This window comes from Rhodococcus sp. EPR-157 (assembly GCF_001647195.1).
GTDB lineage: Bacteria > Actinomycetota > Actinomycetes > Mycobacteriales > Mycobacteriaceae > Rhodococcoides.
This window is the reverse complement of record NZ_LVCV01000277.1, coordinates 1-14,464: the sequence shown is the minus strand read 5'-3', so window position 1 is coordinate 14,464 and position 14,464 is coordinate 1. Positions and strand designations below refer to the sequence as shown.

At 62.4% G+C, this 14,464-nt stretch carries 14 protein-coding genes and 1 pseudogene; 9 read left to right on the top strand and 6 right to left on the bottom strand.

Translation table 11 applies throughout. The features are described from left to right. Positions 1–897 (bottom strand): annotated as a pseudogene (locus A2J03_RS12720) (AAA family ATPase); the annotation flags it as partial. A gap of 240 nt (positions 898–1,137) precedes the next feature. Between A2J03_RS12720 and A2J03_RS12715 the strand changes: the two are divergent. From A2J03_RS12715 to A2J03_RS12700, 4 genes are all read left to right on the top strand, one after another. Then, complete coding sequence (locus A2J03_RS12715; protein WP_082897799.1) at positions 1,138–1,557, top strand: hypothetical protein; 420 nt, start codon at positions 1,138–1,140, stop codon at positions 1,555–1,557. Then, the gene (locus tag A2J03_RS12710; RefSeq protein WP_068374235.1) at positions 1,551–1,769 is read left to right on the top strand and encodes a helix-turn-helix transcriptional regulator; all 219 of its coding nucleotides are present in this window, start codon (positions 1,551–1,553) and stop codon (positions 1,767–1,769) included. Before A2J03_RS12715 ends, A2J03_RS12710 begins: the two co-directional genes overlap by 7 nt. Before the next feature lie 9 nt (positions 1,770–1,778). Beyond that, positions 1,779–2,747 carry an NAD(P)-dependent alcohol dehydrogenase gene (locus tag A2J03_RS12705; protein WP_068374232.1) on the top strand — a complete coding sequence of 323 codons (969 nt, stop codon included), beginning with the start codon at positions 1,779–1,781 and terminating at the stop codon, positions 2,745–2,747. Between the two features lie 158 nt (positions 2,748–2,905). Beyond that, positions 2,906–4,087 (top strand): phytanoyl-CoA dioxygenase family protein, encoded by a 1,182-nt coding sequence (locus tag A2J03_RS12700; protein ID WP_068374229.1) that lies wholly within the window; start codon positions 2,906–2,908, stop codon positions 4,085–4,087. Between the two features lie 4 nt (positions 4,088–4,091). Here the strand turns inward: A2J03_RS12700 and A2J03_RS12695 are convergent, their stop codons facing one another. Further along, complete coding sequence (locus A2J03_RS12695; protein ID WP_068374225.1) at positions 4,092–4,880, bottom strand: alpha/beta fold hydrolase; 789 nt, start codon at positions 4,878–4,880, stop codon at positions 4,092–4,094. A 75-nt stretch (positions 4,881–4,955) separates the two neighbouring features. Between A2J03_RS12695 and A2J03_RS12690 the strand changes: the two genes are divergently transcribed. From A2J03_RS12690 to A2J03_RS12680, 3 genes are all read left to right on the top strand, one after another. Continuing rightward, positions 4,956–5,306 carry a MerR family transcriptional regulator gene (locus A2J03_RS12690; RefSeq protein WP_068374222.1) on the top strand — a complete coding sequence of 117 codons (351 nt, stop codon included), beginning with the start codon at positions 4,956–4,958 and terminating at the stop codon, positions 5,304–5,306. 44 nt (positions 5,307–5,350) lie between these two features. Further along, positions 5,351–5,869, top strand: coding sequence for a DinB family protein (locus tag A2J03_RS12685; protein ID WP_068374219.1), 519 nt, complete (start codon positions 5,351–5,353; stop codon positions 5,867–5,869). A 163-nt stretch (positions 5,870–6,032) separates the two neighbouring features. Then, complete coding sequence (locus tag A2J03_RS12680) at positions 6,033–7,670, top strand: cation:proton antiporter family protein (protein ID WP_068374216.1); 1,638 nt, start codon at positions 6,033–6,035, stop codon at positions 7,668–7,670. Here the strand turns inward: A2J03_RS12680 and A2J03_RS12675 are convergent, their stop codons facing one another. From A2J03_RS12675 to A2J03_RS31660, 4 genes are all read right to left on the bottom strand, one after another. After that, positions 7,671–8,231 carry a hypothetical protein gene (locus tag A2J03_RS12675; RefSeq protein ID WP_068374213.1) on the bottom strand — a complete coding sequence of 187 codons (561 nt, stop codon included), beginning with the start codon at positions 8,229–8,231 and terminating at the stop codon, positions 7,671–7,673. It abuts the gene before it with no gap. Beyond that, complete coding sequence (locus A2J03_RS12670) at positions 8,228–8,569, bottom strand: hypothetical protein (protein ID WP_156520359.1); 342 nt, start codon at positions 8,567–8,569, stop codon at positions 8,228–8,230. Before A2J03_RS12670 ends, A2J03_RS12675 begins: the two co-directional genes overlap by 4 nt. Continuing rightward, positions 8,566–10,353 carry a TIGR03767 family metallophosphoesterase gene (locus A2J03_RS12665; protein ID WP_068374206.1) on the bottom strand — a complete coding sequence of 596 codons (1,788 nt, stop codon included), beginning with the start codon at positions 10,351–10,353 and terminating at the stop codon, positions 8,566–8,568. The genes A2J03_RS12670 and A2J03_RS12665 overlap by 4 nt, the downstream gene beginning before the upstream one ends. Before the next feature lie 62 nt (positions 10,354–10,415). Next, complete coding sequence (locus A2J03_RS31660; protein ID WP_068374241.1) at positions 10,416–11,057, bottom strand: CatB-related O-acetyltransferase; 642 nt, start codon at positions 11,055–11,057, stop codon at positions 10,416–10,418. Positions 11,058–11,217: 160 nt separating this feature from the next. Here A2J03_RS31660 and A2J03_RS12655 point away from each other — a divergent pair, with 160 nt between their 5' ends. Together A2J03_RS12655 and A2J03_RS12650 are read left to right on the top strand one after the other, a co-directional pair. After that, the gene (locus A2J03_RS12655) at positions 11,218–12,894 is read left to right on the top strand and encodes an NAD(P)-binding protein (protein ID WP_068374202.1); all 1,677 of its coding nucleotides are present in this window, start codon (positions 11,218–11,220) and stop codon (positions 12,892–12,894) included. 26 nt (positions 12,895–12,920) lie between these two features. Then, a partial coding sequence (locus A2J03_RS12650; RefSeq protein ID WP_197480738.1) for a 2-oxoacid:acceptor oxidoreductase family protein occupies positions 12,921–14,464 on the top strand: 1,544 nt, incomplete at its 3' end.

The following is a 14,464-nucleotide window of genomic DNA, read 5'->3' as shown; positions in this document are numbered from 1 at the left end:
ACGTGCGACTTCGGGATCGACCTCCTCGCCGGCACCCTCTCCTTCGGTGACCAGTTCGCCGAGCGTGCACGTCAGGACTCCGTCTTCTCCGAGGCTGGGGAGCACGTCCGATACGTATGCGAGATATGGCGCGTGAGGACCGACGAACAGTACGCCACCGCGGTTGTGTCCGAGGCGTGGATCCGAGTAGAGCAGGTACGCAGTTCTGTGTAATGCGACGACAGTCTTGCCTGTACCGGGGCCGCCGTCGACGACGAGAGCGCTGTCCGACCCTGATCGGATGATCGCGTCCTGGTCGGCTTGGATGGTCCCGAGCACCTCACGCATCCTCGGCGATCGAGCACCACCCAGGCTGGCGATGAACGACGATTGGTCGTCGAGCGCAGCCCGCTCCGAGTCCGCCGCATCATCAGCAGAGAAGACCTCGTCCCAGTAGTCGACGATTCGTCCATTGGTCCAGCGGTATCGTCGACGCCGCGAGAGCCCCATCGGGTTCGCATGAGTCGCTCCGAAGAACGGCTCGGCCTCAGATGACCGCCAGTCCACGACCAGTTGTTCGCCGGTCCCGTCGAGCAGTCCGACCCTGCCGATGTAGACGCGCTCACCGGTCGACGACACTGTGTAGCCCAGGCAGAGGTCGGCTCCGAATCGCCGGAGGGAACGCAACCGAGCGGTGAGTCGGTGAATCTCGAAGTCACGCTCCATCACCTCCTGACCCAGACGCCCGGTCGACTTGCGGGCGACAGCAAGGCGATCGGTCGTATCGGCGATCGAGTCCGCGAGGCTCTGCGTGATCGCCGAGAAATGATGCTCGTCTGCGTCGATCAATCCCGGCGCGAGCTTTGCTGCACGGTTGGCCGGAAGGTCGAAAATCTGTTCTGGAATTGACGAATGCACGGGTGCTCGATCTCCTGTTCCTGCTGGTTCTCAGCGTTCGACGCGCAATTCTGCGACAGGCCCGGGGTCTTGCCGCAAGACCCCGGGTGCGCTATAGATTGAAGGTGGAACGGCTGGTCCACAGAGTCGCGTCGCCGACGTATACGTCCTTCGCCTACACGCCTTGTAAAAAATCTTTGACATCAATCAGGTGACGGTCTAGGTTCAGTGATGTCAAACATTTCTTACATTGGAGTGGCAATGGCATTCGAAGAGAAACGCACGTGGATCGTGCTCGTCACTGCTCTCGGTGGGGCTGTGGCGTATCTGATTCTTCTGCTGAACTCGTCGGGTCCGGTCGACGAGTCGTACGTACCCTTGATGCTCGGGACGATCATTGCCACGATCGTCGTCACTATCGTGCTGAACATCGTCGTCGGTTCGATGTCACCGAAAAGTGAGACCCGAACTGATCAGCGTGACGACGAAATCGGCCAGTTCAGCGAGTACACCGGCCAATCGCTTTTGGTCATCGGCGCGATTGCTGCACTGGGGCTCGCGCTCGCCGATATCGACCAGTTCTGGATTGCGAACACCATCTACCTCGCCTTCCTGCTGTCGTCGGTGTTGTCGTGCACCGTTCGAATCCTGTCCTACCGCTTCGGGATTCAGCGATGGTGAAGCCGACCAGGGTCACCAACTCGATCAAAGCGCTCCGTTCTGCAACCAGCGAGATGACCCAGGCCGAACTCGCGGAACGGATCGGAGTCACCCGTCAGACGATCATCGCCATCGAGAGCGGTCGGTACTCACCGTCCCTGGAGGTGGCGTTCCAGATCGCGGCAGCATTCCAAGTCCCGCTCGAAGACGTCTTCCAGTACCCAAGCCGATAGGAGCACGCAATGAAAGCTTTTGTGCAGCAAAGATATGGCACGCCCGAACAGATCGAGCTCCAGGACGTCGCCACTCCGACGCCGGGGCCGGGAGAGTTGCTCGTCGACGTACAGATGGCGGGAGTGCATATCGGCGATGTCCATATGATGACAGGCAAGCCGTATCTGATGCGCGCCATGGGTTTCGGAGTCAGGGGTCCGAAGAAGCGTCCCGGTAGCGAGGTGGCGGGCAGAGTGATGGCACTCGGACCCGGCGTCACCGAGTTCGCGGTCGGAGACGAGGTGGTCGGAATCGGAGTCGGCGCGTTCTCGGAAGTGTGTGTTGCGCCAATACAGAAATTGATTCCCAGACCAACGTCGTTGAGTATCGAGAACGCTGTTGCGTTACCGATATCGGGACTCACCGCCCTTCAGGCCCTTCGAGATGCCGGCCGCGTGAAGTCCGGTGACCGCGTACTGGTGATCGGTGCCGCCGGCGCGGTGGGTCGCTACACCGTCCAACTCGCGAAGCACTTCGACGCGCATGTCACCGGCCTCTGCAGTGGCAACAAGATGAAGCTTGTCTCCGAACTGGGTGCAGACGAAGTGCTCGACTACACGGCGATCGATGCATTCGATGGGACCCGCAGCTTCGATCTGATCGTCGATACCGCGGGCAATCGACCGCTGAAGGTTCTGCGCAGGGCGCTTACCCAAGCCGGGACATTGGTGATCGTCGGATCGGAAACCGAGGAGTCGGTGTTCGGAGGTATCGACAGAGTGCTGAGGGCGGCACTGTTGTCGCCCCTCGTTCATCACCGTCTTGTCGGGCTGATCTCTAAGGAATGCGCGTCCGATGTTCAGATCTTGTGCGACCTCGCCGCCTCAGGAGTGATCACTCCTGTAATCGATCGGACGTACAAGTTCGACCAGGTGCCCGATGCGATCGAATACGTGAAGTCAGGCCGCTCGCTCGGGAAAGTGCTCGTCGCAGTGTGACGTCGGCGAAGCACGGGGCAGCGTTCATCGGCCGATCCTCGAGGGGATTTTGATGGATACGAGGGTTGTGTCCGGCTGTCCGTTCTTGACAAGCTGAGGCGGATAGCTCCACGCGGTCGACGCAGCACTGGAGCCTTCACTGCGTAGAGGATGGCACCATGACCAGCAAGATCTGGCAGACTCGGCGAACCGGTCGGATCAGCGAATCCGACTGCAGGGTCGAGGATCTGCACGTCCTGACATCCCAGAAGACAGCGTTGGCGGAATACCCGCACTCGGTCGCGGTCGTACAGAACGTGTTGATCTACGATGCTGCGCGGTTGTCGGCGGAGACGATGGATACTTCTGCGCGCGCCGACGTTCAGGACGAACTCGCCGGTGCATTGCTCGACGGCCCCGGTATCGTCGTGTTCAAAGGTGCGTTCACCAGCGCCCACGCTGTCGCGGAGACGACGGCGGTCTACAAGGACATCATTGCCTTCCAGCACGAGAGCGGCGTGGCCGGTGGTGACCATTTCGCCAAGCCTGGCGCCAACGATCGGGTCTGGTCTGCGCTGCAGAAGTTGGCGCTGGCGGAGCCGGAATTGTTCGTGCGGTACTACTGCAACGACACACTTGCGTTGGTGTCCGAGGCATGGCTGGGGCCGATGTATCAGGTCACGTCGGCGATCAACGTCGTCAATCCCGCTGGCGCTGCCCAGAATTCGCATCGTGACTATCACCTCGGTTTCATGTCCACCGATTCCGCCGCGAAGTTTCGTGCGCACATTCACCGGCTGTCGCCTGCGTTGACGCTGCAGGGTGCGGTGGCGCATTGCGACATGCCAACCGAAAGCGGACCGACTTTGTATCTTCCGCATTCGCAGAAATTCGAACCCGGATACATCGCATTCAATCTGCCGGAATTTCGGCAGTACTTTGCCGAGAACTACATTCAGCTTCCGTTGGAGGAAGGTGACGCAGTGTTCTTCAATCCCGCGCTGTTTCATGCTGCCGGTAGCAATGTTTCGACGGACATCTATCGGATGGCGAACCTCCTGCAGATCTCGTCGCCGTTCGGTCGCGCTTTGGACAGCATCGATCGGGAGACGGTCGTGTCGGCGTTGTATCCAACGCTCCTCGAGTGGACCGAACGCGGAAAGGGGAAGGAAGTGGACAACGTCGTTGCAGCCTCAGCCGAGGGCTATGCGTTTCCGTCGAATCTGGATTTGGATCAGCCGGTCACGGGTCTGGCAGGGGAGACCCATGCCGAGCTGGTCAGGCGCGCACTGGGTACTCGCATGAGTTCTCGGGAATTCGACGCCGCCGCCCAGGCCCTGTACCGACGTCACCGAGCATGACCGCTCACAGGTGATGAGTGCGAAGGTGCACGGTGACATCGTGCATCCAGCGTTTCGCTTCGTCTTCGGTGAAGATATGCCCGGCGTCCGGGTATTTCACGAGTTCGGCATTCGGGATCAGTTGGGCGAGAGCGCGAGTGGTCGCTGGGAGGACGATCCGATCCTGCCCGGCTGCGACCACCAGAGTCGGAACATCGACAGCAGCGAGAAGACCGGTGACGTCGACGGACGCGGCGAGGCGGGCCTGATCGGCGCCACCCTCGGGGTAGTTCTCGAATGTCGACTCGATGGCCAGCGCAGCCGAGGAATCGTCGAGCTGAGCGAGTACAGCGGGAGACCCAAGGCTCACCAGGTATTTCGCCAACGCGATGCGATCGATGTCGGCCAGGGTTGTCCAGGTGTCGACCACCAGACGGATTTGCTGATCGGCGGCGGCGAAACCGACTGTCAACACCAGACCGGTTACTCGCTCGGGATGACGGATCGCGGCGGTGACCGCCACCGCGGAACCAAGTGACAGGCCGAGGATCGGGAATCGGTCGAAACCAGCGTCGACGGCCGTCGTGACCAGTGTGTCGGCGAGCACGTCGAGATCGAGCGATGCGGCGTCGGCCGGTGTACCCCCGGAACCCGGATAGTCGATTCCAATCAGGGTGCGGTGTGCGGACATCGACTCGATGACTTCGTTGAAGTTCGCGGCGACAGAACCGCCTGCCCCGTGAGCAAGCACGAGCGGGGGACCGTCACCGGCAATCACGACGTTGGGATCGGCGACGAGCTGAGTGATTGGCATAAAGTCAGACGCTAGAGGTTGACATTGGTGTCAAGGTCAACATCGTGAGGCTCAGATCACTGACCGGAGGTAGCAATGCTCATCGGTGAACTTGCGCGGCGCAGCGGGGTGTCGACGCGATCGATTCGGTACTACGACGCCCAGGGGCTGCTGACCGCCCACCGGAATGCGAACGGCTACCGAGAGTTTTCCTCGTCGTCGATCGAGTCGGTCGCACAGATCCGGTCACTGATCGCCGCAGGCTTCTCGGTCGACACCATCCGAGAAGTGCTTCCGTGCGTGAACGGAACCGACGTCGACATGTGCCCGAGGGTCGCGGAACTTGTCAGACGTACGCTCACCGGAATCGAGACCGCGATGGACGATCTCGAGGAGAAGCGGCAGCGTGTCGACGCGCTCCTTGCCAGCCAGCGCATCGCCCGATAGTCACTGTGACGTCGATGTCACCCGTTCCGAGAGGAAGCAAGACGATGACCGCAGGATTCGATTCGGAGCGCCCGCTCACCGGCGGCGAACGAGTACTTCTCGAAAACACTCTGGACCTTCAACGTGCCGAGCTCGTGAAGGCTGTCGATGGCCTCTCCGACGCCGAAGCCCGTCAGAAGTTGGTTCCGTCGCTGACAACCCCGATCTCGCTGCTCAAGCATTGTGCTGTGGCCGAACGGATATGGTTTCAGCGAACACTTGCAGGAATCGGTGCAGAGGACTGCAACGGTTTCGCCCTCACCGGTGGCGACGCCAGCTTCCACGTGACCGAGGAAGAGCGCCTTGTCGACGTGATCGCCGAATTCGATTCGGCCTGCGATGTTTCCAGGCGGATGGCAGCGAAGTACCTCCTGGACGACACCTGCCACCATCGCATGTTCGGAACGGTCAGCCTCCGCTTCATCTACGTGTTCATGATCGGGGAGTTGGCCCGTCACGCCGGTCACGCGGACATCCTCGTGGAGCAGATCAAGGCCCGAACTGGGGTGCGTGCAGCGCACTAGATCGCCCTCCGTGAGATGTACATTCGGCCGGCCTTCGCAGCGGCCGATGGTTGGTGTCCACTGAGAAATCTGCGCGTTGCCGGGATACTGTTCCAAATCCGGCACGACGTGGGTTCGTCGGTGCTGGTGCAGACGACCCAATCCCGAACAGCAGGGGACGCGCATGACCGTAGTTGCGATATATCTTGTCATCACCTTCGGCCTTGGTGGACTCGCCATGGCCGTGCGACTGCCTCCCTTGGTCGGGTTTCTGGCGGCAGGGTTCGTCATCAACGCATTGAACGTCGAGGAGGTGCCCCAACTCGCGACGATTGCCGATCTGGGCGTGACTCTGCTGTTGTTCGCCATCGGCCTCAAACTCGACATTCGGATATTGCTGCGTCGGGAGGTCTGGCTGACCACGTCCGCGCACATGGTGGTCAGCGTCATCCTCGGCACTATCGCGATGTGGCTGTTTGCCCTGATCGGTGTTTCGATGCTGGCAGGGCAGAGCCTCGAGACGATTGCGCTTCTCGCTTTTGCTCTGTCATTCTCCAGCACGGTGTTCGTGGTCAAGGTCCTCGAAGAACGGGGTGAATCGCACTCGCTCTATGGCCGCGTCGCGATCGGCATCTTGGTGATGCAGGACATCATCGCAGTGATCTTCCTGACGGCCACAAGCGGAACGCTGCCGAGCCTATGGGCATTGACCCTGGTAGGACTGTGGCCGCTCACTCGCGTTCTCCGAAAGATCTGGAGCGGACTCGGGCACGGAGAAATGCAGTCGCTGTTCGGCATCGTGATGGCGTTCGTGCCTGGCTACGCGTTGTTCTCTGCTCTTGGATTGAAGGGCGATCTGGGTGCGCTGGTGATCGGAGTGCTGCTGGCGTCCCACTCGGCGTCGTCGGAACTCTCGCGGTCGTTGTTCCATATCAAAGAACTACTTCTCGTTGGATTCTTCGTATCCATCGGTCTGACCGGGCTGCCGGACTTGCCCAGCATCGGTGTCGCCGTGTTGATGCTGCTGTTCCTGCCGTTCAAAGCAGGGTTGTACTTCATCTTGTTCACGCTCATGAAGCTGCGACACCGCACAGCGCTGCTTGCTGGGTTGAGCCTGATGAACTACTCCGAGTTCGGCTTGATCGTGGTGGCGGTCGGGGTGACCAATGGTTTGTTGGCGCCGGAGTGGCTGGTGGAAATGTCGATCGCCGTGGCGTTGAGTTTCGTCGTGTCGGCGCTGGTGAACGGCCGCGGCCACCTGATGGTCGAGAAGATAGCGGCTCGGCTACCGGCTCAAGACGAGCAAAGCCTGCACCCGGAGGAGCGCCCCAGCGATGCCGGTGATGCCGAAGTTGTTGTGATCGGAATGGGCAGAGTCGGATTCGCCGCGTACCAACGACTGACGAGCCACTACGAATTGCGAGTGGTCGGTGTCGACTACGACGGGCCCCGAATAGAACGACTGGCGGCGGAGGGTCTGCGGGTCATCGAGGGTGACGCCACCGACCTCGACTTCTGGAATCAATTGCGACGCTCGGAATCGGTGCGAATCGCCGTACTGGCGATGCCTCGCCATGGCGCCAACGTCACTGCGCTCGCCTGTCTACGCGAGTCGGGGTTCAGCGGAAGGGTCGCGGCGGTGGCTCGTTACGACGACGAGGTCGCGTGGGCTACCGAACACGGAGTGGACATCGCCTTCAATGTTTATGCAGGCGCGGGGCTGGAGCTAGCGGATCAGGTGGCACAGGTTGGTCCTCCTGGCGTCATCGAGTCCGGACTCGGACCCAGCGAACCCGACGGGGGAGCGAACGGCAAAGCTTAGTCACTGTTGCACGTGTGCCCGCCGGTGAAGCGACGCCCAATACGTCGCCAGAGATGTTGCGCTGATTCCGAAGACGAGCCACGTGATTCCAGCGGCAACAGGACCCGTGACGAAGAACCCCAGAACCAGGGCAGCGACCACGTTCACGATGATCAACACAGCAGCCCAGGCCAATCCGAAAAACGCACGAAGTGGGGCGAACCTGATGGTGCGCGCTACTGACCTCAGCGGCCCAGCGGCGGCCGCCGACAACACCGGCAGAGAAACCAAAGCCACTACGAGTGCCAGAATCGGGTTCAGCACCCCCGCGGCGACCCCGCAGATCACCGCGACAGTCACCGACAGCAGCAACCGAAGCGAGAACCGGCTGTTCGTGTGAGCAGCGAAGCCCATCGTCAGCCAGATCGTGACTATCAGAACCAATGCCGACGCGACGGCTTTGACGGAGAACCACCATGACACCGTCGGGACTGGATCACCTACCACCAAGAGGGCTTGAATCAGCGCTCCCACCAGGATGATCGGCAGGAACACGGGCAGACCACGAGTCAGGCTTTTCACGAAGCACCGACAGTTCCGTTGCGCTCGAGAACGCTTTGCACATCTCCCGAGTAGAGGACCTCGGTGCCGACGACCAACTCGAAAGTGCTCTCGTCCTCGGACGTCGATGTCGCGGTAATGGTCTCCTGGGTCATGGTCTCTCCGGTGCACCGCAGCTCGAGGGCTTCACCGGCGCACACCGGCGCGACGAGAATGTCGACACCCTTTTCGAGCAGAACCTCGTTGACTGCGTAGCGCATATCGGCGATTCCCGCCCCGCCCACCGGAGCGAGAGCATCGATCTGGGAGCACCCGCAGAGCGATGCCGCGAGGACCGCTCCCGCTATCATCCGCCTCATCGCTGCAACCGCGGTTCGTACGCGAGCAGGCGGGCGTGCTCGCCGAGGTGCTGTTGTTCGAGTGAGGCGTCGGTGATGGATTCCATATCGAAGGGCGCGGGGAGGAGGAGTTCGGTGTTGCGGTCCAAAGCGGACCCGCGTCTCATCAAGGGATTCTCCGCCCAATCGTTTGCTGCCAGTTCACGGCTCTGCGATGCAAGGTCGAGATAGCCTCCGGAAGTCCCTGGTGTGATCGGCGATGCATGGTCGAGAACGGTGGTGAACAGCGACACCGTTCCGTCGCGGTTGTCGACGATCTCGACAGTTTGCTGTTGCTGCGGAAAGTCGATGCACGAGGCTGTGGTGATCTCCCAGAATCCATGGCCGTCTCCTCGATGCGCAAGAATCTGATTCTGATGAGTGTGTCCGTTCAACCAGCCGATCACTACTGGATACTGCAACAACAGATCGATGAATTCCTCGGCCCCGTGAAGCGTGGTCTCCGTCCCTGGTCGCTGAGCCCGGTTTTCCAAGGTGAGACTGTTGTGGTGGGTGAGGATCAGAACGAGCTTTTTCTCGGCCTGCGCTCGTTCCAACTGGTGGCGTAGCCATTGGAACTGATCGTCGGGAACCGCTCCGTCGGCGCCTGCGACCGCGTTGCAGGTGTCGAGTCCGTATGCCCGAACGTGCGGCGTGAAATCGGAGGACCACCACGTTTCGCCCGAGTCGAGATTGTGCTGAGTGAATCCGTGTCCGATCGGGCCGGGAGCGTCCGTTGTATCGAAGTGCTCGGCCATGAACTCGCGCTGCTCGAACAGGTAGCGCTGCGGATCCGCTGTGACACTTCGGAAGCCTGGTCGAGTTCCTGCTTGAACGCCCAGTGCGTCGATCATTCTCTGGAGGGGACTGGCCGTCGACGCGTATCCGGCGAGAGCAGACGTGGCCGTCGCCTCGAGCGTGAAGGACTTCTCGCCGCCGACAGCGAGGGCACGCAGTTGCGATGACAGATCGAAGGTGCCGAGGAGAAGCGTGTCGTGATTGCCGTACACCGCGTACCACGGCACCGGCAGGCCGACCGATTCGACGGGGGTGGCGATTGCCTCGTTCAGCAGTCGGGGCAGTGTCGGAAAACCGTACTCGCCGAACGAGCCTCCAGACGGGTCCTCCGGTCGATACGCCCACTGTGCATCCTGCCAGGCCTGGACCCCCTCGAACGTCGTCGGCGATCCGCTGTTCGGCAGAACTGGCACGCCGTCGAGAATGTCGATGTACCAACGTAATTCGAGGTGCGAGTGCATGTCGGCGCTGTCCCCGGTGACTGTCGCGGCTCCGAGTGGCGCGCCTGTGACCGGGCTGATGGTGTTGTCGGCGAAGGACTTGACCATTGCAGCAGTCACATGAACGGTGAGGGGATCCTGAGGGTGGAACGCAGAACCCCACGTCGCGTGGTCTTGGACGATCATCGGTTCGATACGCGCTGGAGACTGAGCGTCGATGACGTGCATATCGGACAGATGCCCCAGGTACAAGATGGAGCGCCGCGCTTGGATCCTCGCCGGCGACGGAGCAGTGCGAAGAATGTCCAGGCGTGGCAGGTGTTCCTCGCCTGGACCCGCCCTCAACGTCCGATACGAATGAGCGTCGCCCGCCGCGCGGAGAATCGTCCCGGACAGCGTCGACGGCGCGCTATCGACAGGAGTCTGCGCAACCGCCACGCGGTTGCCGAGTAGTTCTGGACCAACACCCCACAGAGCAGCCAACGCGGCCGTCCGACTCATGAACTGACGACGAGACAATCCGGGCATCGAACTCCTCAACCTTGGCCAGCCAAGAGAATATAGCCGAGAATCGGGCCCGGGGGAGTGAGCTAGCCGCCGTCGTCGGCGTTCAGGAGATCAGTGACCGACCCATCCGCGATCGCGCGAATGTGGGTTGTGATCTTCGCGATCGGCCAGTCCCACCATGCACACGCCACCAGTTGGCTGACCTCGCCCGCGTCGTACCTCATGCGAATCACAGCGGCTGGGTTCCCGCCTACGATCGCGTAGTCGGGCACATCCTTGGTCACGACAGCGCCGGTCGACACGATGGCCCCATGGCCGATGCGAACTCCGGGCATGATCGTCGCGTTTCCGCCGATCCACACGTCGTTACCTACGACCGTGTCTCCTCGTGAAGGCAGGTCGGAAATCAGATCGGTATGTTCGCTCCACGCTCCGCCCATTATCGGAAAGGGGTACGTGGACACGCCGTTCATGCGGTGGTTCGCGCCGTTCATCACAAACGTGACGCCCGCTGCGAACGCGCAGAACTTACCGATGACAAGTCGGTCCGGCCCGTAATGATGTGTGACATTTCGCGTTTCGAACTCGGTCGCGTGATCGGGATCGTCGTAGTAGCTGTACTCGCCGACCTCGATCAACGGGCTCGTGATGAGAGGCTTCAGAAATACCACCCGCTCCTGGCCGGCGACGGGGTGGAGTTGTGTGGGATCAGGAGCACGCTGGATAGTCACTCGACGAGAGTACGGTGCCGTACCGTCCCCGGTGATCTCGCACGTTCGCCCTTGCTCCCATGCCAGGAACAGGTCCGATAGCGAGTAGTGGGACTGTGTACGTAGATCAGCCGGTTCGGTCGCGGCCCGGACTCGTGAGTCCTATCGTTGACGCATGGCTACGGGCAAGCGTAGTAGCGGGGGTATCGGAGCCGGGGAGACTGGCCCGTCGACTGAGGTGACTCCGCTCCCGGACCTGCTCCATGGGCACAGCAGGGCCGGTCCTGTGCGCGAGCGGCGACCTGTTTACGTCGACTTGCTGCCGCCGTGCAATGCGGGCTGTCCCGCAGGGGAGAACATTCAGGCGTGGCTTGCGCACGCCACCGCGGGCCGACACGAGCAGGCGTGGCGCCAACTCGTGGCCGATAATCCCTTCGCCGGAATCCATGGCCGGGTCTGCTATCACCCGTGCGAATCGGTCTGCAACCGCGCCAACCTCGACAGTGCGGTGTCGATCCACGCGGTGGAGCGGTTCCTCGGTGACCTCGCGCGGGAGCGGAGTTGGATGTTCGAGCCACCGCCCGCCCGCAGCGGCAGACGGGTGCTCGTGGTCGGTGCCGGGCCGAGCGGACTGTCCGCCGCGTACCACCTGGCTCGTCTCGGCCACGACGTCGAGATCCGCGACGCCGGCAGTGAACCCGGCGGGATGATGCGCTACGGCATCCCGAACTACCGACTGCCTCGTGACGTTCTCGAGGCCGAGGTAATGCGAGTTGCGGCACTGGGTGTGCAGATGACCGGCAACCACCGGGTCGAGGACCTCGCTGTGGAACGGGAGGAGGGCGGTTTCGACGCGGTGTTCGTCGCAGTCGGTGCCCATTTGGCCAAACGGGTCGATATCCCGGTCCGCGACGCCGGCACGATGGTCGATGCGGTGTCGTTCCTGCGCAGCGTCGCCTCCGGTGCCAAGCCTGCGGTCGGACGCCACGTGGCTGTGTACGGCGGCGGCAACACGGCGATGGACGCGGCCCGCGTGGCCCGCCGCCTCGGCGCGGAGGACACCGCCATCGTGTACCGCCGCAACCGTGCACAGATGCCGGCTCATGAGGAAGAAGCCGAAGACGCCGAACGCGAAGGTGTCCGCATCAACTGGCTGCGCACGATCACCGCCTTCGACGGACCCGAGGTGCAGGTCGAGATCATGGAACTCGACGATGCGGGCTGCCCGCGTCCGACCGGAGAGTTCGAGTCCTTGGCCGCGGACACCCTGATCATGGCACTGGGTCAGGAGACCGATTCGGCGTTCATGCGGACTCTGCCCGGAGTGGAGTTCGCGAGCGACGGCAGCGTGCGAGTCAGCGATTCGCTGATGACAGGCTGCCCCGGTGTGTTCGCCGGCGGCGACATGGTGCCAAGTGAGCGCACCGTTACCGTCGGGGTGGGGCACGGGAAGAAGGCCGCTCATCACATCGATGCCTGGCTGCGTGGAACCTCCGGCGAGCGACCTCCCAAGCACCCGGTAGCGACATTCGACGAGCTACACCTGTGGTACTTCGCTGACGCCGACCGGCGACGGCAATCCGAACTCGCCCCCACGCAGCGAACCGCCGGATTCGGTGAGGTGGTCGGGGGACTGTCGGCTCCTGAGGCGATCTTCGAGGCGGGCCGGTGCCTGTCGTGCGGCAACTGCTTCGAATGCGACGGTTGCCTCGGAGCCTGCCCGGAGGACGCGATTGTCAAACTGGGAGTCGGCCATGGCTACCAGTACGACTACAACAAGTGCACCGGCTGTGCGGAGTGCTTCGAGCAGTGTCCGGTACACGCGATCGACATGTTCCCGGAGCCGACATGACCCGCGCTGACATGACCCGCGCTGACATGACCCGCGCGACGGTGGACGGCAACGAGGCCACCGTCTCGGTTGCCTACAGGCTCAACGAGGTGTGCTGCATCTACCCGATCACCCCGTCGTCGCCGATGGCCGAGCTGGCCGACAAGTGGTCCAGCGAGCAACGGCCCAATCTGTGGGGCACCGTGCCGACGGTGGTGGAAATGCAGAGCGAGGGCGGCGCAGCCGGAGCCTTGCACGGGGCTTTGCAAAGTGGTGCCTTGGCCACCACCTTCACCGCATCACAGGGCTTGCTGTTGATGATCCCGAACATGTACAAGATCGCCGGCGAGCTGACCTCCGCCGTGATCCACGTCGCGGCCCGATCCCTGGCCACTCAGGGATTGTCGATCTTCTGCGACCACTCGGATGTGATGGCCGTACGCCAGACCGGGTTCGCGATGCTCTCGTCGGCGTCGGTTCAGGAGGCACAGGATCTGGCGCTCATCGCGCAGGCGGCCAGCCTTCGGACTCGGGTTCCGTTCTTGCACTTCTTCGACGGGTTCCGGACGTCCCACGAACTGAACACGATCGAGACACTCTCCGACGACGACTTGCGCGCCCTGGTACCCGAGGAGCTGGTCCGTGCCCATCGCGGGCGAGGGCTGTCTCCGGAACGCCCATTCATCCGCGGGACCGCGCAGAATCCGGACGTCTACTTTCAGGCGCGGGAGACCGTAAACCCGTTCTACGCCCGTATTCCCGAGGTAGTCGACGACCTCATGGTCCGCCTCGGTGAGCGCACCGGCAGGACGATGCACGTCGTGGAGTACGCCGGCCACCCGGAGGCCGAACGGGTACTGGTGTTGATGGGCTCCGGCGCGCAGACCGCGGCCGAAACCGTGGCCGCTCTGACCAAGCTGGGGGAGCGGGTCGGTGTGGTGCACGTGCGGCTGTACCGGCCGTTCCCCACGAGAGCGTTCCTCGACGCACTGCCGGCGACGGTGCGCACAGTCGGGGTGCTGGACCGCACCAAAGAGCCCGGATCGATCGGCGAGCCTCTGTATCTGGACGTCGTCGCCGCCCTCGCCGAAGCCCACACCGACCACGAACGCGCGACGATGCCCAGGGTGTCGGGCGGACGCTACGGGTTGTCGTCGAAAGAGTTCACACCAGCGATGGTGGCCGGGGTGTTCGACGAACTCGCCCGCGATGCACCGCGGCGGCGCTTCACCATCGGCATCGACGACGACGTCTCCGGCACCAGCCTCGCGTACGACCCGTCGTTCGACATCGAGTCTGCTGACACGGTCCGGGCGATCTTCTTCGGCCTGGGGTCGGACGGGACCGTGAGCGCCAACAAGAACACCATCAAGATTCTCGGCGATGAAGAGGGTCGGCACGCCCAGGGCTACTTCGTGTACGACTCGAAGAAGTCAGGATCGCAGACGGTCTCACACCTGAGATTCGGGCCGCGCCCCATTCGGGCCCCATATTTGGTCACCCGCGCCGGCTTCGTGGGCTGCCATCAGTTTCAGTTCCTCGACAAGGTCGACGTACTCGGTCCGGCCGCCGCGCACGCAACTCTGTTGCT

Bases quoted from the DNA above. Each gene is read 5' to 3' on its own strand.
- A2J03_RS12680 (WP_068374216.1), top strand. From the start codon at position 6,033: ATGACCGTAGTTGCGATATATCTTGTCATCACCTTCGGCCTTGGTGGA.
- A2J03_RS12685 (WP_068374219.1), top strand. From the start codon at position 5,351: ATGACCGCAGGATTCGATTCGGAGCGCCCGCTCACCGGCGGCGAACGA.
- A2J03_RS12670 (WP_156520359.1), bottom strand. From the start codon at position 8,569: ATGAGGCGGATGATAGCGGGAGCGGTCCTCGCGGCATCGCTCTGCGGG.
- A2J03_RS12655 (WP_068374202.1), top strand. From the start codon at position 11,218: ATGGCTACGGGCAAGCGTAGTAGCGGGGGTATCGGAGCCGGGGAGACT.
- A2J03_RS12710 (WP_068374235.1), top strand. From the start codon at position 1,551: ATGGTGAAGCCGACCAGGGTCACCAACTCGATCAAAGCGCTCCGTTCT.
- A2J03_RS12705 (WP_068374232.1), top strand. From the start codon at position 1,779: ATGAAAGCTTTTGTGCAGCAAAGATATGGCACGCCCGAACAGATCGAG.
- A2J03_RS12715 (WP_082897799.1), top strand. From the start codon at position 1,138: ATGGCATTCGAAGAGAAACGCACGTGGATCGTGCTCGTCACTGCTCTC.
- A2J03_RS12690 (WP_068374222.1), top strand. From the start codon at position 4,956: ATGCTCATCGGTGAACTTGCGCGGCGCAGCGGGGTGTCGACGCGATCG.
- A2J03_RS12695 (WP_068374225.1), bottom strand. From the start codon at position 4,880: ATGCCAATCACTCAGCTCGTCGCCGATCCCAACGTCGTGATTGCCGGT.
- A2J03_RS12665 (WP_068374206.1), bottom strand. From the start codon at position 10,353: ATGCCCGGATTGTCTCGTCGTCAGTTCATGAGTCGGACGGCCGCGTTG.
- A2J03_RS12700 (WP_068374229.1), top strand. From the start codon at position 2,906: ATGACCAGCAAGATCTGGCAGACTCGGCGAACCGGTCGGATCAGCGAA.